The organism is Kitasatospora sp. NPDC090091 (assembly GCF_044747365.1).
GTDB lineage: Bacteria > Actinomycetota > Actinomycetes > Streptomycetales > Streptomycetaceae > Kitasatospora.
In genome coordinates, this window is sequence record NZ_JBIVDY010000003.1 from 372,677 (window position 1) to 388,033 (window position 15,357).

The following is a 15,357-nucleotide window of genomic DNA, read 5'->3' on the forward strand; positions in this document are numbered from 1 at the left end:
TGCGAGGCCGCGTGCTCGGCGGTGGTGTGCCCGCCTCCGCATGCGGGCCTTCAGCGGCCCAGGGCGTTGGCGAGCTGCTTCTTGTTCATCTTCGAACGGCCGTCGATGTTGCGCTGTTTCGCCTCGTTGTAGAGCTGGTCGTACGTCGGGCCCTGCGAGCCCGAGTGGGAACGCTGACCGCCGCGACGCGACGACGACATGTCCTCGATCGACGAGCGGCTGGCCGTCTTCGACTCGCCGTGCCGGGCGCGTTCCTTGTTCACGGTCCGTGCCGCGATCTCCTTCGCGCGCTCCTCGCTCTCACCGCGGTCCTTCGCGCTCTCCTTGATGTGCTCGTACTGGCGTTCACGCTTCTTGTTCGAACCGGCAGGCATGGCTCCTCCTCGCCCTGTCGACCCTGTCGGGATGCTGTTCGGCGCCTACCCCGAACCCGGATTCCGACGCCTCGCGCGTGAACCGGTCTCCTGCTCGGTGTCCGGTGTCGTGGACCCGTCCTGGCGGCCGGAGACGGAGCGAGCGGCCTCGGCGGTCGCGTCATAGCGCTCGCGCACCGCGGTACCGTCCGGTGGCCGGTCTCGGGCGGGGTCCGGGTCGGGCTCGGCGCCGGCCGCGCGGTCACCGTAGGAGCGGTCTCCCGCAGCCTCGTCCCGCGGCTTGGCGGCCCGGCGGGGTCGCGCGTCGGCAGTTGGCAGGTCCTTTCCCCGGCCTCTCATCGTTCGCCTCCTGAAGGCTCGCGTCCCACGGATTCGATCGGGGCGGAAGGCGCGGACGCCGTCCCGCCCCTCGTCCTGCGGCTGCCCGGCCTGCAGCCGCTCAACCACCCGGCGAAGGCCGAAGCGACCAGGACGGGGGCGAAGCATCCCGGGGTCGGATCGGCCGGAAACGGTGTCGACGGAGCTTCAGTTATAGTGCCCACGACAACTTCCACGGTGGGCCGGCCACGAGCCGTCCCGGCGGTGGACCTCCTCGGCCGACCCGGCGCAGGAACCGACAACGTTGCCCAGAGTGCGAGTTGGCTGTCCGGTCACAGGGCGGAACGCGGTGCGCTGCCGTCCGCAGGCCGTGCACGGGGCCGCGGGCCGCCGACCTCGCGGCTTACCGCCGGCCTGAGAGCGCGGGCCACGGACCGCCTCGCCGAGGCCCCCGGACCACTCCCCGTTCAACGCCGGTCACCGGCACCGAAGCTCCTGTCACCCCGCCTCCCCGGTGGGCCCGTTCACCCGAGAGGCCCCGCCCCGGCCATGGCCGATCCTCACGTCAACAGCCCGCCCGAAGAAGCGGATGATCAGCCTCCGGAGCTCCGCGCAGCAACGCCGCAGGACCAGGTCGGCGTCGAACCGGAACAAGGGGCTCCGCAGGTGGCCGCAAGGCGTTCGCGGCCCGGGACCGGCTCGGCGCCGGTGCCCGCCGCCGCGGGAGCGCCGTAGAGACCTCCGGACCGCAGGGCCGGTCCGGTACCGAGAGATGGGGAGAGGAGCCGTCATGGCGTCCGTCCGGGAGAGACTGAGCAGCGCCCGCGTCCAGGCCTTCATCGGCCGGGACGCGGAGCTCGGGCAGTTCGCGCAGGCCCTGGCCGGTGATCCACAGGCGCCGTTCGCGTTCTACGTGTTCGGGCCGGGCGGCATCGGCAAGTCGACGCTGCTGCGCCGCCTGGCGGACGACGCCCGGGCGACGGGACGGCTGGTCGTCGAACTGGACGGCCGCTTCGTGAGCCGGGACCCGGCCGACTTCGAACGGACCGCCGCCCCGTTCCTGGACGTCCCCGGGACCGTCCTGCTGGTCGACTCCTTCGAGCACTGCCAGTGGCTGGAGAGCTGGCTGTGGCAGCGGTTCCTGCCCCGCGCCGCCGACGACAGCCTGGTCGTCCTGGCCGGCCGCCCCGCCCCGCAGCCGCAGTGGACCGCCGACCCCGCCTGGACCGGGCTGCTGGCCGTCCGCGAACTGGAGCCGTTCACCGAGGAACAGGCCCGGAGCCTGCTGACGACGGCGCAGGTCATCCCCCAACTCCGGGAGCGGGTGCTGCGCTTCGCCGGCGGCAACCCGCTGGCCCTCTCCCTCGCGGCCGCCGCGAGGACGGCCGACTGGAACCGGGAGGACGTCTGGGCCCCCTCGGCCGACGTCCTGCGCACCCTTCTCTCGGGGCTGATCGGGGAGGTGCCGACCCCGGCCCACCGCCGCGCCCTGGAGGTGGCGGCCCAGGCCTACTCGACCTCGGAGGAGCTGCTCGCCGCCGTCCTGCCCGACGAGGAGGCCCACCCGCTCTTCGCCTGGCTCCGGGACCTGCCCTTCATGGAGGCCACCCACCGGGGCCTCCACCCGCACGACGCCGCGCGCGAGACGCTGGCCGCCGACCTGCGCTGGCGGGCCCCCAACGCCTACGTGACGATGCGCCACCGGCTCGCCGAGGAGTACCTGCGCCTGCTGCGCGAGGCGCCCGAGGAGCGGGTCTGGACCGTCACCGACGAGCTCTTCTACCTCTTCCGCGAGGGGGAGATCGTGGCCCGCCTGCGCACCTGGTCCCGCGAGGACGAGGTGCACGACCGGCCGCTCACCCCGGACGACCTCGACGTCGTACTGCGCATGGCCACGGAGACCGAGGGCCCGGCCTCCGCGGAGCTGGTCCGCTACTGGGCGCAGCGCCAGCCGCAGGCCTTCAGCGTCTACCGGCTGGTGAGCACCGGCCGGGTCGTGGCGTTCACCGCCCGCCTGGCACTGCCCGCCCCCGCCGATCCGGAGGACCTGGCCACCGATCCGGTCGTGGCGGCCGCCTGGGCGTACACCGACGCCACCGCGCCGGTGCGGCCCGGCGAGCACATCGGCGTCAGCCGCTTCACGGTCTACCCCGAGCGGTACCAGATACCCTCGCGCGTCATCGACCTGAGCAGTTCCCGCGCCCAGGCCGAGTCCGCGCGCGCCCGCGGTCGCGCCTTCGGCTTCGCCGTGTGGCGGGACGCCGAGGCGTGGGCCGCGCGCGTCAAGGGCAGCCTCGCCGACACCGGCGCCCGCCCGCGGGTCGGCGATCACACGTACGGCGTGTTCGGCGTCGACTGGCGGCAGGTCCCCGTCGAGACGTGGCTGCGCCACTTCATCTCGGCCACCGCCGTGCCCGTCCAGGCCGGGCCGTCGGGCGTCTCGCGCAGCGCGTTCGACCAGGCCGTGCGCGAGGCGCTGGCGCACTGGCGCGATCCGGGCGCCTTCGCCGCCTGCTCCCTCATGCGTGCCCGCCTGGCGGCCGACTTCGAGAAGCCCGTCGAGGAGTTGCGCGACCTGCTGCGCCGGACCGTGGACGACCTCGGCCGCGACCCGCGCGGTGTCCGCGCCCGGGACGCCGTGACGGCGGGCTACTTCTCCGGTGCACCCACCCAGGAGGCCGCCGCCCGCCGCCTGAGCCTCCCCTACGGCACCTACCGGCGCCACCTGCGGCAGGGCCTGGACCTGCTCTGCGAAGCGCTGTGGGAGCAGGAGCTGCACGGCACCCGCTGAGGACGCGTGCGCCCGCCTTCCGGGGCGGGCGCACCTGGCGTGGCGGCGCGGCACCGGCGCGAGTGGACAGCTGCGAACAGGGGTGGACAGTCCTCGCCCCGGTCGGGCCTGGCAAGTGGACAGCGTCCCGAACCAGTCTGTGCGCCATGAACGTTGCACGCACGCAGACGGAGCCGGCAGCAAGCCGGGCCCACAGACCGGGAGCGGCGCTCGCGGCCCTCGCCGCAGCCCAGTTCACCGTCATGCTCGCCACCTCGATCGTGAACGTGGCGCTGCCCCAGATCCGGGCCGGGGTCGGCCTCTCGGACGGCTCGACCACCTGGGTGGTCAACGCCTACGGCCTGGCGTTCGGGGCGCTGCTGCTGGCCGGCGGACGGGCGGCCGACCTGCTCGGCCGCCGCCGGGTGCTGATCGCCGGGCTCACCCTGTTCGCGGCGGCCTCGCTGGCGGCGGGACTGGCCGCCACCGCGGGTGTGCTGATCACCGCCCGGGCCGTCCAGGGCCTCGCCGCGGCAGCGATCGCCCCGGCCGCGCTCGCCCTGGCGATGGCACAGTTCCCCACCGGCCCCGGGCGCGGCATGGCCCTCGGTGTGTGGGGAGCGGTCTCCGGCGCGGGAGGAGCCGCCGGCGTCCTGCTGGGCGGTGTGCTGACCCAGGCATGGGGCTGGCCGTGGATCTTCCACTCGGTCGCGCTCGGGTCGGCGCTGGTCCTGGCCGCCGTGGCCGCCCTCGTTCCGTCGGAAGTCGGGCGCGTGGCCGGAAGCGTGGCCGAGGCTGTGGACAAGCGCGTGTCCGGGGTGAAGGCCGGGCGCACGTCCGGGCGGTTCGACCTGCTGGGCACCACCACCGTCACCCTCGCCCTGACCGGCCTGGTCTGGGGCCTGACCACCGCCCGCGGAGCCGGCTGGAGCGACGGCGGGGTCCTCGGGGCCCTCGGCGCCGCCGCCGTCCTGCTCACGGCCTTCGCGCTCATCGAGCGCCGCCGGCCGAACGCCCTGATACCACCGCGGCTGCTCACCACCGGCCGGGTGGCCACGGGCAACCTGCTGATGGCGCTGCTGGGGTCGGTGTGGATCGCCCTCTTCTTCTTCCTGCCGCTCTACCAGCAGCAGGTCCTCGGGTCGGGGCCACTGGCCACCGGCGCGGGCCAACTCCCGCTCGCCGCGGCCAACATGCTCGGCGCCGCCGTGGCACCGCGGGTCTCCCGGCGGCTCGGCCCCGCCACGACCGTGGTCACCGCCCTGCTCACCGAGGCCGCCGGTCTGCTCTGGCTGTCCCGGATCAGTGCCGACGGCAGCTACCTCGCCGACATCCTCGGGCCGAGCGTCCTGATCGGCCTGGGCCTGAGCATCGCCTTCGTCCAGCTCACCGCCCTCGCCGTGGACGGCGTCCCGCCCCAGGACGCCGGGCTGGCCGGCGGGCTGGTCAACACCACCCGCCAGGTCGGCGGCGCGATCGGCCTCGCCGCCCTGACCACCCTGGCCGGCTCCGTCACCACCCGTGCGGCCGCCCGTCAGCCGCACCTCGAAGCCCTCACTGCCGGCTACCGGGCCGCCTTCGCCGTCTCGGCCGCGGTCCTGACCGTCACCGCCCTCCTCGCGTTCATCCTCACCCGGTGCACCGGCCGCCGGAAGAGCGCAGCCGCCTCCCCGCGGACGGCACCCGACCCGCAGACCGTCTGAACCCCTGACTCAGCACACCGAACACCGAAAGGACCCATGCCATGAGCACCCCCAAGCCGTACCTGACCGGCCACTACGCCCCCGTCGCCGACGAGGTCACCGCCACCGGGCTCACCGTCGAGGGCACCCTGCCGCCCGAGCTGACCGGCCGGCTGCTCCGCAACAGCCACAACCCCAAGCCCGGCATCACCCCCACCCACTGGTTCAAGGGCAGCGGCATGGTGCACGGCATCCAGCTGCGCGACGGCCGCGCCGAGTGGTACCGCAACCGCTGGGTGCAGACCCCCGCCCTCGACGGCGCCCCCTACCTGACCGAGCACGGCCCCGACCTGACCGCCAGCGCCGCCGGCACCCACGTCATCGAGCACGCCGGACGGCTGCTCGCCCTCTGCGAGGCGAACCTGCCGTTCGAGCTCACCCGGGAGCTGGACACGGTCGGGGCGTACGACTTCAACGGCAAGCTGCGAACCGCGATGACCGCGCACCCCAAGGAGGACCCGGTGACGGGCGAGCTCCACTTCTTCGGGTCCTCGCCCGTCCCGCCCTTCCTCACGTACCACGTCGCCGACGCCAAGGGCGAGATCGTCCACAGCGCCGAGGTGCCGGGCGCGACCGCCTCGCTCAAGCACGACTTCGCCATCACCCGCCGCCACGTGGTCTTCATCGAGGGCAACGTGACCTTCGACCCCACCGACCACTCCGGCATCCCCTACGGCTGGAGCGACGAGCACCCGGCCCGCATCGGCGTCATGCCGCGCGGGGCCGGCGGCGAGGCGAAGGTCCGCTGGTTCTCCATCGAGCCGGGCAACATGCTGCACGTCGCCAACGCCTACGAGGACGGCCTGGGCCGCATCGTCCTGGAGGGCCCCACCGTGGACCGCGAGGGGTTCCGGCTGTCCTGGAACTGGTGGATCGGTGCCCCCGGCCGCGGCAGCGAGCCCGTCAGCCGCTCCTACACCCGCCGCTGGGTGATCGACCTCGTGGCCGGCACCGTCGACGAGCAGATCATCGACGACCTGCCGGTGGAGTTCCCCAGCCTCAACGAGGAGTACCTGGGCGCCGAGAACCGCTACCAGTACGCCGTCTCCTTCCCCGACGAGGAGGGCTTCGGCGGCTACGGCGTCGTCAAGTACGACCGGATCACCGGGGCGCGCCGCATCCGCCCGGTCGGCGACGCGCGGATGCCCAGTGAGGCCCTCTTCGTCCCGGCCGCCGGAGCCACCGGCGAGGACGAGGGCTACCTGCTCACCGTCGTGTCCGACATCAAGCAGGACGCCTCGCAGCTGCTGGTCCTCGACGCCACCGGCCTCGACCGCATCGCCACCGTCCACCTGCCGCACCGGGTGACCGCCGGACTCCACGGCTCCTGGATCCCCGACGCCGCCCAGGCCCCCACCCGCGGCTGACACCCCGCAGCCCCGCGCGAACCGACCGGCCCCGCCCCTCCGCCCCCGGAGGAGCGGGGCCTTCGACATGGCACCCGCGACGGCGAACAGACGTCTCTCACAGGATGTTCCAGCGCTGTCCGTCGTCACCCGCGCGCAGGCCGGCGATCCTGCGGGCAACCTCGGCAAGCGTCGCCGAACCCGGCACGGCGCGCTTTGCATTCGTCGTGATCATCCTCAGCTCACGCACGTCCCGGAGGACCTCGTAGCCCCGCCACCCGGCGACATCGAAGCCGTACGCCTCGGCGAACGCCTCGTAGTGCTCCCTGCCGTATCCGAATCGGCGGCAGTGGATCTCGATCGTCACCAAGTCCATCTCCGGCGGCCCGTAGCCGGCCGTGTCCCAGTCGCAGAGGACGGCAATCGGGCCGTGGTGGAGGGCGTTCCGGTGCTGCGGATCACCCTGGAGCACCGCCGGCGGCAGAACGAACCGAACGTCGGCCAGGGCTTTCTCCAACCCGTCGAGACGACCGGCCAAGTACTCAAGATCCCCCTCGGCAAGCGCTGTGATCGCGGCCAAGGAGCGCCGGATCGCACCCACCGTATCGAGAGGCCGGAGCCGGAACGGTGGCGCGGGGAGCTCGTGCAGCATCCTCAGCGGGGCGGCGAGTTGCCCCGCCGACACCGGATGGTCGGGTTGGGGCAGGTACTCCCAGAACGTGACGGCGTGCCCGTGGACGAGAACCGGTTGCTCGACCGGCAGCAGGGGAACGGTCGGGAAACCCCTTCGGGTCAGCCACTCGACCAGCTGGACGGTGCGCCGCACCTCCGCAGTCCTGGAGCCGCGCCGTGCGACCTTGGCGACCACAGGGCCGCAGGCCAGCAGGAACACCGCATTGGTGTGCCCGCGCAGGACGGTGGCGCCTGCCTCGTCCAGTCCCACTACGCGGCACGCGGCATCGAGGACCTGGTTCACTTCGGATTCGCTGAAGCCGCCGATCCGGCTCGGTGCACTCATATCCACAAGCCTCGCGGACGACCGGCCCCTGAGGCCCACTCCCCGGCCGGCGGTTCCCGAAGGGACGGAGAGCCGGAGGCCACCGGGCCAGGCGGCCGAAAACCAGGGGTGCCGACGGCTCGCCACCTGTCATGATCCGGAAATGACGAGCGAAGATCTGTTGACCCGCAGCCGGCGCCTCTGGGCCGGCTGCGCCGCCGTGCCCACCGACTACCCCGCGGGCACCGCCGGCGCGACCGTGCTCGTCTCGCCCGACTCCGGCCTCTGCCCACCGGGATGGGTCGGCGTGGTCGTGCTCGGCGGGACGGCACTGATCACCGCGCCCACCGAGCAGTCGGCCGAGCGGCTGCGGCGTGCGGCGGTCGAGCTGCCGCCTGCCGCGCTCGGCGACCCGGAGCGGCTCGGCCGGCTGGTCCCGCTCGCCCAGGTACTCGGGCCGGCCAACCTCGCGTATCTCGACGCGACGGAGTTCACCCCGGTCGAGCTCACACAAGAGTCATACGCCATGGTCGAGTCGACACTCGACGAGCCGGCTGTCCACGCCCTGCTCGCGCGCGCGAGTGAGGCGGACCGCGAGGAGTGCGCCCTGGCCGACGTCACCTCACCGGTGTTCGTGCTCCGCGACGGCGACCAGGTGCTCGCCGCCACCGGCTACCGCACCTGGCGCGGTGGCGCGGCCCATCTCTCTGTCCTCACCGATGCGGCCTACCGTTCCCGAGGCCTGGCCCGGGCGGCCGCCTCCGCCGCGGTCGCGCACGCCATCGCAGCCGGCCTGCTGCCGCAGTGGCGGGCCCGCCCGGCCGCGTCCCGCCGAGTGGCCGCGGCGCTCGGCTTCCGCGATCTCGGCGTACAGCTCAGCTGCAAGCTGGCGGACTGACTTCGGCCCGGCGGGCTGTGTCGGGGGCGGCGGGGAGGCCCGGCGGCCGGCTTCGCGTGGGAACGGGAAGGGACTCCGCACGGTTCGGACGCTCCGGCGGGGCTGCGGCGCGCTTGGATCATCCGGGTCGAGGATTGCGTGCGAGGACGCTCCGGGGGTCGTCGGCGAAGATGATGGACGGCGACCGATGAGTTCGTCCATGATCAGCAGTCAGAACTCATGGCTGGTCCGGGCGGCGCGCTGCACGTGTGGTCGTGGTGGTGTCGTCGACGGACCGGCCGAGACGTGGCAACCGAATCCGAAGGAACACCGGACATGCGCACCCTGATCAGCACTGCCTTCATCTCGCTCGACGGCGTCGTCGAGGCCCCGGGCGGCGAGCCCGGCTACCGGAACTCCGGGTGGACCTTCAAGCACACCGAGTTCCTGCCCGAGGCGTTCGAGATCAAGGGCCGGGAGCAGAGCGAGGCCGCCGCGATGCTGCTGGGCCGCACCAGCTACGAGGCGTTCAGCCCGGTGTGGCCGGACATGGCGGACTTCGCCGAGTACAAGGTGATCCCGAAGTACGTCGTCTCCACCACCCTCACCGAGGACGACCTGGTGTCGAACTGGGGCGAGACGACGATCCTGCGCTCGCTCGACGAGGTCGCCGCGCTGAAGCAGACCGAGGGCGGCCCGATCATCATCCACGGCAGCGCCTCGCTGAACCGGAGCCTCTCCGACGCCGGGCTGATCGACCGCTACCACCTGCTGGTCTTCCCGCTCCTGCTGGGTGCGGGCAAGCGCCTGTTCAGCACCACGGACAAGGACGCCCAGAAGCTCAAGCTGGTCGAGCACCGGGCCTACGACAACGGCCTGCAGCTGAACGTCTTCGACGTCGTCCACTGACGCGGCCGGGCTCCCGCGGCGTCCGGGCAACCGGCCCGACCAGCGGTGGACGGCGGGCGGACACATCCGGCACACCCAATGCTCACCAACCGACAGACCTTCAAACAGCAGGACAACTCCCCAACCCGGCTCAGAATTGGCGGCCACAGCCCGAAGATTGGTGTAGAATCATAGGTGCAGGGGGGCCTTCGGAGCCGATGCCGAAGTCATCGGCAGGCCACCCGCCGGCAGGGGGAACGACCGCCATGAACTACCACCTCGACACCGCGCGCGCCATCATCGACGAGCGGATGCGTGAGGCCGAGCAGCACCGGCTCGCCCACGCGCTGTACCTGAAGAACCGCGCCGAGGCCAAGACCCGTCGGGCGCGCCTGCTCCTCGCCCGCCTCGGCGGATGAGCACCACCACCGCGGCGGGTCGTCACCCAGAGCGTGACGACCGGACCGCCGACCGGCCGACAGGCGTCCTACTCGTAGGGCGCCTGTCGGCCGTTCCCGTGGGAGCCGCCGCATGACCCCCGCCACCGGCGGCGAGGACGCCCCGATCGTGGTCGACGGCAGCGGGATGCTCTGCGTCACCCTGCTGCTGCACCTGCGCAAGCGCATCGCCGGCGCTCCCGGCGGCACGATCGTCCACGTCATCGCCACCGACCCGGCGGCCCCGCTCGACCTGCCCGCCTGGTGCCACCTCACCGGCCACGCCTACCTCGGCCCCGTCCCCGACGAGACGGACCGCGGGCGTGACGTCTACGCCCTGCGCCTGGCCGACGACCCCGCACCGACCCACCCCGACGCCCCCTGGCGCACCACGACGAGGCAGGACCCGCCGGCAGGTCGTTGACCTGCGGGTCGCGCAGCGACGGCCAGCGCGCAGGCCGGCTCAGGACGCAGCGCGCAAGTGCTTCCGGCCGGCCTTCCGGACGGCGTCCAGCAGCTCGTCCCGGTTCATGGTGGAGCGGTGCGGGATGTCGAGGTCGGAGGCCCGCTGGTACAGCTCCGCCTTGGTGAGGCCGTCGAGGTCTTCCTCCTGCTTTGCCGCCGACCGCTTCTTCGCCGCGGGCTTCTTCGCGGCGGCCTTCCTGGCGGCAGGCGCCTTGTCCGGGGACTCCGACGCGGCGGACGCAGAACCGGACGCCGGCTTCCCGCCCCGGGCGCCCTCCAGGCTGCGGCGCAGCACGTCCATCAGGTCGACCACGTTGGTGGCCTCGGCCGGCGGCCCCTCGGAGACTGCGATCTCGCGGCCGGCGGCCTTGTCCTCGACCAGCTTGCGCACCTGCTCCGCGTAGGTGTCGTGGTACTCCTCCGGGTCCCAGTCGACCTCCAGCATGCCGATCAGCTGCTCCGCGGTGTCCAGCTCCCTGGTGGTGGGGTTCACGTCCTCGCCGGGGAGTCCGTCGACCTCGCGCCGGGGGTCGCGGACCTCGTCGGCGAAGTGCATGGTGTGCAGTTCGAGCAGGCCGTGCTCCGCCCGGACGGCGGTCAGGTACTCCTTGCCGCGCATGGCGAACATGGCCAGCCCGGCGCGGTTCGACCGTTCGAGCGACTTCGTCAGCAGGGCGTAGATCTTGGCGTACTCCTTGGAGCGCGGCCCGAGGTAGTAGGTGCGGTCGAAGTAGATCGGGTCGATCTCCTCCAGATCGACGAAACCGGAGATGTCGATCGTCTTCGAGCGGCCCGGGGAGATCTGCTCCAGCTCCTCCGGCTCCACGACGACGTACTCGCCCTCGGTGAGCTCGTAGCCCTTCACGATCTCCGCGAAGGGGACCTCCTTGCCGGTGCGCTCATTCACCCGCTTGTTGCGGACCCGGTCGGAGGTGCCGCGCTGGAGCTGGTGGAAGCGGACCGAGCGGTCCTCGGTCGCCGTGTACAGGGCCACCGGCACGGTCACCAGGCCGAAGGTGAGCACGCCGCTCCACACGGGTCTGGCCATCTCCGCCTCCTCGTCCCCTTCGTCGCTGTTCCCTCCCTCCAGGATCGCCGGTCCCGGTGGTCCGCCGCCGGTCAGATCTGGTCCTCCATCCGGATCGCGTCGCGGAGGTCCGCCTGGGCATCGCCCCGGCGGCCCTCCTGCTCCTCCAGGAGCGCGGCGGCGATCGCGTCCAGCTTGCGCTGGATGGCCCTCTCGGCCCGGCGCTCGGAGTTCTTCAGCAGGGCGAGCAGCAGCAGAGTGACCGCCGACATCAGGTCGCCGACGAAGAACTGCACGCCGAGCGGGGCGTCCACCGCGTAGAGCAGCACGAACGCCACGACCAGCAGGACGCACAGGGTGGAGAACAGCAGTGAGCCGGTGAAGTTGGATCCGGCCTCGGCGAAGCTGGCGAACCGGCTGCGCCGGTCGCCGCCGCTGTCGGCCGGGTGGGCGAGTTTCATGCCATCACCACCTGTTCCGGCGTCTCGGCAGCGTTCGCCGCACTCAAACCCGGTCCGGTCGGACTCAGCGCAGCAGGACGGACAGCAGCTCGGCGATGGTGGGCCCGCTGTCGGCCGGGTGGCGCAGCTGCTTGCTCGCGATGACGTGGTACTGGTTGACGCGCCCCTGCCGCTCGTGGCTGAGGTAGCCGGCCGCCTCCAGGTCGACGATGATCCGCTGCACCGCGCGCTCGGTGAGCAGGCAGCGGGCGGCGATCTCCCGGACCCGGATTCCCGGGTCGCGCGCGATCTGGACGAGCACGCGGGCGTGGCTGGTCAGGAACGTCCACTGCCGGACCGGGGTTGTCGGTGCTCCCATTTCCACGCCTCCAGGCTACGGCCGCTGATCGTCCGCGACGAGGCCGCGGGCCCCGGGTCTCCTCGGTCGGGCGGTCCGGTGGGACGCTCCGGCGGGTACCCGGGCGGCACGGATTCACGCAGCGCGCAGGCCGGTCGGCGGCACGGTCCGCGCCCGGCGGCTCCGTCAGCCGGTCCTGCCGAGCAGGCTCCCGTCGAGCTCGGCCAGCAGTTCGGCGGTGTCGCGGTGGACCTCGGCGGCGCCGGAGCCGAGGAGTTCCGCCGCGGCGAAGCCGCCGGTCTCCACGGCGACGCACGGCACCTCGGCCCGGCCGGCGGCGGCGACGTCCCAGACGGTGTCCCCGACGAAGACGGCGTGCCGGGCCTCGGCCTCCGCCCGGTCCAGGGCGGCCCGGACGAGGTCCGGGGCGGGCTTGGTGGCGGCCACGTCGTCGGCGGTGGTGACGGCCGCGATCACCTCGTCGGCGCCGAGCGCTTGCCGCAGCACGGTGAGCTCCCGCTCGGAGGCGGAGCTGGCCAGGACGATCCGCCAGCCGCGTCCGGCGCAGGCGCGGAGCAGTTCGGGGGCGCCGGGCAGCGGCCTGACCACCGGCCAGTGGCTGGCGTAGAGGGCGTCGTGGGCGGCGGTGATCGCCTCGTCGGCGTCGCGGTCGCGGTGCTCGCCGAGCAGGTGGTCGAGCAGCTGGTCCGCGCCCATGCCGACGGCCCGGTGGACGCGGGCGGCCGGCACCGTCCGGTCGTACTGCCGCAGGGCCTCCCACCAGGCCAGGGTGTGCAGGTAGGTGGTGTCGAGCAGGGTGCCGTCGACGTCGAACAGGGCTGCTGCGGTGGAAGTCATGGCTCGTCCTTTCAAGCGACGCGGTACTCGGCGGCCCGGGCGGGGGTCAGCCGGAGTCCGTCGCCGGGGGCGGCGGTGCTCCTCCCTCTCCTTCTGCAGACGGAACCCCCCGCAGCGCGGCTGTCCGCTACGGGGGGTCGGAAACGCGGGTCGAGAGGGGAATCGGCGTGGGAACGGGCAGACCGGGCGGGCTCAGGCCGGAAGATCCTGGCCCTCGTCCCCCCACCCGGGGGCGTCGCGGTCCTCCAACTGCTCGCGCAGCCGCGTCAGGGTGGCGGTGAGCAGCCGGGAGACGTGCATCTGCGAGACACCGATCCGCTCGGCTATCTCGGACTGCGTCCGGCCCTCCCAGAAGCGCAGTTTGAGCACGAGCTGCTCCCGCCGGGGCAGTTGGGCGAGCAGCGGCTGCACGGCGGTGCGGAAGACCGCGAGTTCGATGCCCGGGTCGCAGGCGCCGAGGCGGTCGAGCAGCGCGCTGCCGGTCTCGTCGCTGTCGGGGTCGCGCAGCGCGTCCAGGGAGTTGGGGCGGTAGATGCGTCCGGCGACCAGCCCTTCGACGGCCTCGTCGACGGTGATGTGCAGGTCCTCGGCGATCTCGTCGGGGTGCGGGAGGCGGCCGAGCTGCTGTTCCAGCCGGTCCGAGCCGCGGGCGACGGTGAGGTACAGCTCCTGCATGCTGCGCGGGACCCGCACCGGCCAGGAGGTGTCGCGGAAGAAGCGCTTGATCTCCCCGGCGATGGTGGGGATGGCGTAGGTGACGAACTCGACGCCGCGTGCCGGGTCGTAGCCGTCGACGGCCTTGATCAGGCCGACCGTGCCGACCTGGAGGATGTCGTCCATGTCCTCGGCGCGGTGCCGGAAGCGGGCGGCGATGAACCGCACCAGCGGCATGTTGAGCTCGATGATCGTGCCGCGGACGTAGCTGTAGGCGTGCGTCTCGCGCGCGAGACCGGCAAGCCGCTCGAACAGCGCGTCACTGAGTTCGCGCGCCTCGGACTTGCCCATCGTGCGCAGCTCGGCCTCGGTCGGGCGCAGGGGAAGGTCGGAGGGCAGCTCGCGGGCGGGCTCCGGCGGGCGCTCCGAGGACGGAGCGGCCGCGGGGCGGGTGCGCGCGGGCGGGGTGGCTTCCAGTGGGGCTGGCACTTGGTTCTCCAGGGCATCGGGGTGAACGCCCGGTGTGACGGTGCGGGCTCGCGCTCGCGCGTCTCAGGCTTCTTCCCCCAGGACCTGTGCCCGGCTTCTTCAAGCGAAGGTCCCGGTGGCACCCGTTGGGGTGCGGGAACGGCGGCGGGTCCTCCGCAGCCGCTGTAAGTCGGTTCTACCCCCATATGCGACATTTGATTCACGTTTTAGATGGTTTGTATTGATTCCTCCGGGTAGGCGCGCGCGCACAACGACGTCCGCGACGAAAGGACGTCCGCGAAGAAAGGAGGGGCGACCGTGCCCCGGGGAATCATGTGCAGCTCAGCGTGCGGTCAAGGTCCGGCTCGGCGTGCGCGGCTCAGCGCCGGTGCCCGGCCGGGACCGCGCGGACGTGGTGGTCGATCGGGGACGCCACCTCCATCCAGACCGCCTTTCCGCACCCCTCGGGCACCGAGCCCCAGGCGCGTGCGAGCCGGTCCACCACCCGGAGGCCGTAGCCGCTCGGACGCCCCCGGTCGGACCGCGGGCGGAAGCGCGGCGGTACCGGGCTGGCGTCGGCGACCTCCGCCCGCAGCCGCAGGCCGTTCCAGCGCAACCGCAGCTCGCGGGGGCCCCCGGGAGCGTGCAGACAGGCGTTGGTGACCAGTTCCGAGACCATCAGCACGACGTCCGCGGCAGCGTCCTGCTGCTCCTCGTCCGCGGCGGGCAGCCAGTGCCAGCACAGCAGCGCCGCCCGGCAGAAGTCGCGACTGCGCTGCACCGCGGCCGAACGGCCCCCGAGGCGCAGCCGGACGGTGCGCTCCGGACCCCGGGCGGGGCCCGGCAGCGGGCGTGTCCCGAAGCCGGCCATCCGGGCCTCCTCGCGCCCGGTCAAGGGCGCCTGGTCGGGGATGGGTGTCTCCGGCCGAGGTCCCGCCACGGAGCCGTCGGCCGGCGGGTGACCATCGTGCGGGAGACCGTCGGGTCGCTGGGCTTCGGCCCGCGGCCGGTCGGTCACCGGGCGTGTCCGCCGCCCGTGAGCCGCGCCTACCCAGCCGCGCCGCCGTCACACACGCGCAGACCCGCCGGCAGGCGTGAACCGGCCGACGTTTCGGCGGCGCCCGGCAGGCAAGACGCGGGCCATGACGATCCCCGCCCGTTCACAACCCCGGACCGTGGTCATCACCGGTGCCACCGCGGGCGTGGGCCTGGCCTGCGTGCGCAGCTGTGGGCCTCCCAGCACCACGGCCTGCCGGCGGCGGGCGGGGCGGCCGCCCTGCTCGGCGCCGCCGCCGGGGCGCCGGCCCGGGGGCGGTGAGCCGCGGTGACCGGGACGGG

At 73.1% G+C, this 15,357-nt stretch carries 15 protein-coding genes; 7 read left to right on the forward strand and 8 right to left on the reverse strand.

Annotation, left to right across the window (positions count from 1 at the left end):
* Positions 1-50: 50 nt before the first annotated feature.
* Positions 51-374 carry a plasmid stabilization protein gene (locus ACIPSC_RS07200; protein WP_400823878.1) on the reverse strand — a complete coding sequence of 108 codons (324 nt, stop codon included), beginning with the start codon at positions 372-374 and terminating at the stop codon, positions 51-53.
* A 1,108-nt stretch (positions 375-1,482) separates the two neighbouring features.
* Between ACIPSC_RS07200 and ACIPSC_RS07205 the strand changes: the two genes are divergently transcribed.
* The 3 genes from ACIPSC_RS07205 (at position 1,483) to ACIPSC_RS07215 (ending at position 6,571) form a co-directional block, all read left to right on the forward strand.
* Positions 1,483-3,483, forward strand: a complete 2,001-nt coding sequence (locus tag ACIPSC_RS07205) for an ATP-binding protein (protein WP_400823880.1) — start codon at positions 1,483-1,485, stop codon at positions 3,481-3,483.
* A gap of 146 nt (positions 3,484-3,629) precedes the next feature.
* Positions 3,630-5,165, forward strand: coding sequence for an MFS transporter (locus ACIPSC_RS07210; RefSeq protein ID WP_400823882.1), 1,536 nt, complete (start codon positions 3,630-3,632; stop codon positions 5,163-5,165).
* Positions 5,166-5,206: 41 nt separating this feature from the next.
* Entirely contained in the window at positions 5,207-6,571 is a 1,365-nt protein-coding gene (locus ACIPSC_RS07215; protein ID WP_400823883.1) for a carotenoid oxygenase family protein, read from the forward strand.
* Between the two features lie 97 nt (positions 6,572-6,668).
* On the opposite strand, the gene ACIPSC_RS07220 is transcribed toward ACIPSC_RS07215, so the two are convergent.
* Positions 6,669-7,568, reverse strand: coding sequence for a phosphotransferase family protein (locus ACIPSC_RS07220; protein ID WP_400823885.1), 900 nt, complete (start codon positions 7,566-7,568; stop codon positions 6,669-6,671).
* Between the two features lie 142 nt (positions 7,569-7,710).
* On the opposite strand from ACIPSC_RS07220, the gene ACIPSC_RS07225 reads away from it, so the two are divergent.
* The 4 genes from ACIPSC_RS07225 (at position 7,711) to ACIPSC_RS07240 (ending at position 10,173) form a co-directional block, all read left to right on the forward strand.
* Positions 7,711-8,445: a GNAT family N-acetyltransferase gene (locus tag ACIPSC_RS07225; RefSeq protein ID WP_400823886.1), complete on the forward strand. Its 735-nt coding sequence runs from the start codon at positions 7,711-7,713 to the stop codon at positions 8,443-8,445.
* Positions 8,446-8,760: 315 nt separating this feature from the next.
* Positions 8,761-9,333 (forward strand): dihydrofolate reductase family protein, encoded by a 573-nt coding sequence (locus ACIPSC_RS07230; RefSeq protein ID WP_400823888.1) that lies wholly within the window; start codon positions 8,761-8,763, stop codon positions 9,331-9,333.
* 245 nt (positions 9,334-9,578) lie between these two features.
* Positions 9,579-9,731: a hypothetical protein gene (locus ACIPSC_RS07235; RefSeq protein WP_209413824.1), complete on the forward strand. Its 153-nt coding sequence runs from the start codon at positions 9,579-9,581 to the stop codon at positions 9,729-9,731.
* Positions 9,732-9,843: 112 nt separating this feature from the next.
* Positions 9,844-10,173, forward strand: a complete 330-nt coding sequence (locus tag ACIPSC_RS07240; protein WP_400823891.1) for a sulfurtransferase TusA family protein — start codon at positions 9,844-9,846, stop codon at positions 10,171-10,173.
* 39 nt (positions 10,174-10,212) lie between these two features.
* Here ACIPSC_RS07240 and ACIPSC_RS07245 read toward each other — a convergent pair whose 3' ends face one another.
* The 6 genes from ACIPSC_RS07245 to ACIPSC_RS07270 all read right to left on the reverse strand — a co-directional run bounded on the left by ACIPSC_RS07245 (position 10,213) and on the right by ACIPSC_RS07270 (position 14,890).
* The gene (locus tag ACIPSC_RS07245) at positions 10,213-11,262 is read right to left on the reverse strand and encodes a Ku protein (protein WP_400823893.1); all 1,050 of its coding nucleotides are present in this window, start codon (positions 11,260-11,262) and stop codon (positions 10,213-10,215) included.
* A 71-nt stretch (positions 11,263-11,333) separates the two neighbouring features.
* Positions 11,334-11,702 carry a hypothetical protein gene (locus ACIPSC_RS07250; protein ID WP_400823894.1) on the reverse strand — a complete coding sequence of 123 codons (369 nt, stop codon included), beginning with the start codon at positions 11,700-11,702 and terminating at the stop codon, positions 11,334-11,336.
* A 64-nt stretch (positions 11,703-11,766) separates the two neighbouring features.
* Positions 11,767-12,060, reverse strand: a complete 294-nt coding sequence (locus ACIPSC_RS07255; protein WP_400823895.1) for a MarR family transcriptional regulator — start codon at positions 12,058-12,060, stop codon at positions 11,767-11,769.
* Positions 12,061-12,225: 165 nt separating this feature from the next.
* Positions 12,226-12,897 (reverse strand): HAD family hydrolase, encoded by a 672-nt coding sequence (locus tag ACIPSC_RS07260; protein WP_400823897.1) that lies wholly within the window; start codon positions 12,895-12,897, stop codon positions 12,226-12,228.
* Between the two features lie 192 nt (positions 12,898-13,089).
* Positions 13,090-14,040: a SigB/SigF/SigG family RNA polymerase sigma factor gene (locus ACIPSC_RS07265; RefSeq protein WP_400823900.1), complete on the reverse strand. Its 951-nt coding sequence runs from the start codon at positions 14,038-14,040 to the stop codon at positions 13,090-13,092.
* Between the two features lie 358 nt (positions 14,041-14,398).
* Positions 14,399-14,890 (reverse strand): ATP-binding protein, encoded by a 492-nt coding sequence (locus ACIPSC_RS07270; RefSeq protein WP_400823902.1) that lies wholly within the window; start codon positions 14,888-14,890, stop codon positions 14,399-14,401.
* Positions 14,891-15,357 lie beyond the last annotated feature (467 nt).

What these genes read in the sequence shown, in the direction of transcription:
- ACIPSC_RS07215 (WP_400823883.1), top strand. Translation starts at nt 5,207, where the DNA reads ATGAGCACCCCCAAGCCGTACCTGACCGGCCACTACGCCCCCGTCGCC.
- ACIPSC_RS07210 (WP_400823882.1), top strand. Translation starts at nt 3,630, where the DNA reads ATGAACGTTGCACGCACGCAGACGGAGCCGGCAGCAAGCCGGGCCCAC.
- ACIPSC_RS07250 (WP_400823894.1), bottom strand. Translation starts at nt 11,702, where the DNA reads ATGAAACTCGCCCACCCGGCCGACAGCGGCGGCGACCGGCGCAGCCGG.
- ACIPSC_RS07245 (WP_400823893.1), bottom strand. Translation starts at nt 11,262, where the DNA reads ATGGCCAGACCCGTGTGGAGCGGCGTGCTCACCTTCGGCCTGGTGACC.
- ACIPSC_RS07235 (WP_209413824.1), top strand. Translation starts at nt 9,579, where the DNA reads ATGAACTACCACCTCGACACCGCGCGCGCCATCATCGACGAGCGGATG.
- ACIPSC_RS07260 (WP_400823897.1), bottom strand. Translation starts at nt 12,897, where the DNA reads ATGACTTCCACCGCAGCAGCCCTGTTCGACGTCGACGGCACCCTGCTC.
- ACIPSC_RS07205 (WP_400823880.1), top strand. Translation starts at nt 1,483, where the DNA reads ATGGCGTCCGTCCGGGAGAGACTGAGCAGCGCCCGCGTCCAGGCCTTC.
- ACIPSC_RS07270 (WP_400823902.1), bottom strand. Translation starts at nt 14,890, where the DNA reads ATGGCCGGCTTCGGGACACGCCCGCTGCCGGGCCCCGCCCGGGGTCCG.
- ACIPSC_RS07240 (WP_400823891.1), top strand. Translation starts at nt 9,844, where the DNA reads ATGACCCCCGCCACCGGCGGCGAGGACGCCCCGATCGTGGTCGACGGC.
- ACIPSC_RS07230 (WP_400823888.1), top strand. Translation starts at nt 8,761, where the DNA reads ATGCGCACCCTGATCAGCACTGCCTTCATCTCGCTCGACGGCGTCGTC.
- ACIPSC_RS07220 (WP_400823885.1), bottom strand. Translation starts at nt 7,568, where the DNA reads ATGAGTGCACCGAGCCGGATCGGCGGCTTCAGCGAATCCGAAGTGAAC.
- ACIPSC_RS07225 (WP_400823886.1), top strand. Translation starts at nt 7,711, where the DNA reads ATGACGAGCGAAGATCTGTTGACCCGCAGCCGGCGCCTCTGGGCCGGC.
- ACIPSC_RS07255 (WP_400823895.1), bottom strand. Translation starts at nt 12,060, where the DNA reads ATGGGAGCACCGACAACCCCGGTCCGGCAGTGGACGTTCCTGACCAGC.
- ACIPSC_RS07200 (WP_400823878.1), bottom strand. Translation starts at nt 374, where the DNA reads ATGCCTGCCGGTTCGAACAAGAAGCGTGAACGCCAGTACGAGCACATC.